This is a genomic window from Enterobacter quasimori (assembly GCF_018597345.1).
In the GTDB taxonomy this organism is placed as follows: domain Bacteria; phylum Pseudomonadota; class Gammaproteobacteria; order Enterobacterales; family Enterobacteriaceae; genus Enterobacter; species Enterobacter mori.
In genome coordinates this window covers 1-788 of sequence record NZ_JAHEVU010000015.1, presented here as the reverse complement: position 1 = coordinate 788, position 788 = coordinate 1, and the positions used below count along the sequence as shown (strand labels likewise).

The 788-nt window shown below is 52.2% G+C and carries 1 protein-coding gene; it reads left to right on the top strand.

The window, feature by feature from the left end; all coding sequences use genetic code 11:
• Window positions 1-788 (top strand): elongation factor Tu (locus KK102_RS22060; RefSeq protein WP_216358428.1); only part of this gene is annotated, 788 nt, incomplete at both ends.

The following is a 788-nucleotide window of genomic DNA, read 5'->3' as shown; positions in this document are numbered from 1 at the left end:
ACTGACGGCCCAATGCCTCAGACTCGTGAGCACATCCTGCTGGGTCGTCAGGTAGGCGTTCCTTTCATCATCGTGTTCCTGAACAAATGCGACATGGTTGATGACGAAGAGCTGCTGGAACTGGTAGAGATGGAAGTTCGTGAACTGCTGTCTCAGTACGATTTCCCAGGCGACGATACCCCAATCGTTCGTGGTTCCGCGCTGAAAGCGCTGGAAGGCGAAGCTGAGTGGGAAGCGAAAATCATCGAACTGGCTGGCTTCCTGGATTCTTACATCCCAGAACCAGAGCGTGCGATTGACAAGCCATTCCTGCTGCCAATCGAAGACGTATTCTCCATCTCCGGTCGTGGTACCGTTGTTACCGGTCGTGTAGAGCGCGGTATCATCAAAGTTGGCGAAGAAGTTGAAATCGTTGGTATCAAAGAGACTGCTAAGTCTACCTGTACTGGCGTTGAAATGTTCCGCAAACTGCTGGACGAAGGCCGTGCTGGTGAGAACGTTGGTGTTCTGCTGCGTGGTATCAAACGTGAAGAAATCGAACGTGGTCAGGTTCTGGCGAAGCCAGGCTCAATCAAGCCACACACCAAGTTCGAATCTGAAGTGTACATCCTGTCCAAAGACGAAGGCGGCCGTCATACTCCGTTCTTCAAAGGCTACCGTCCACAGTTCTACTTCCGTACAACTGACGTGACCGGTACCATCGAACTGCCAGAAGGCGTTGAGATGGTAATGCCAGGCGACAACATCAAGATGGTTGTGACTCTGATCCACCCAATCGCGATGGACGA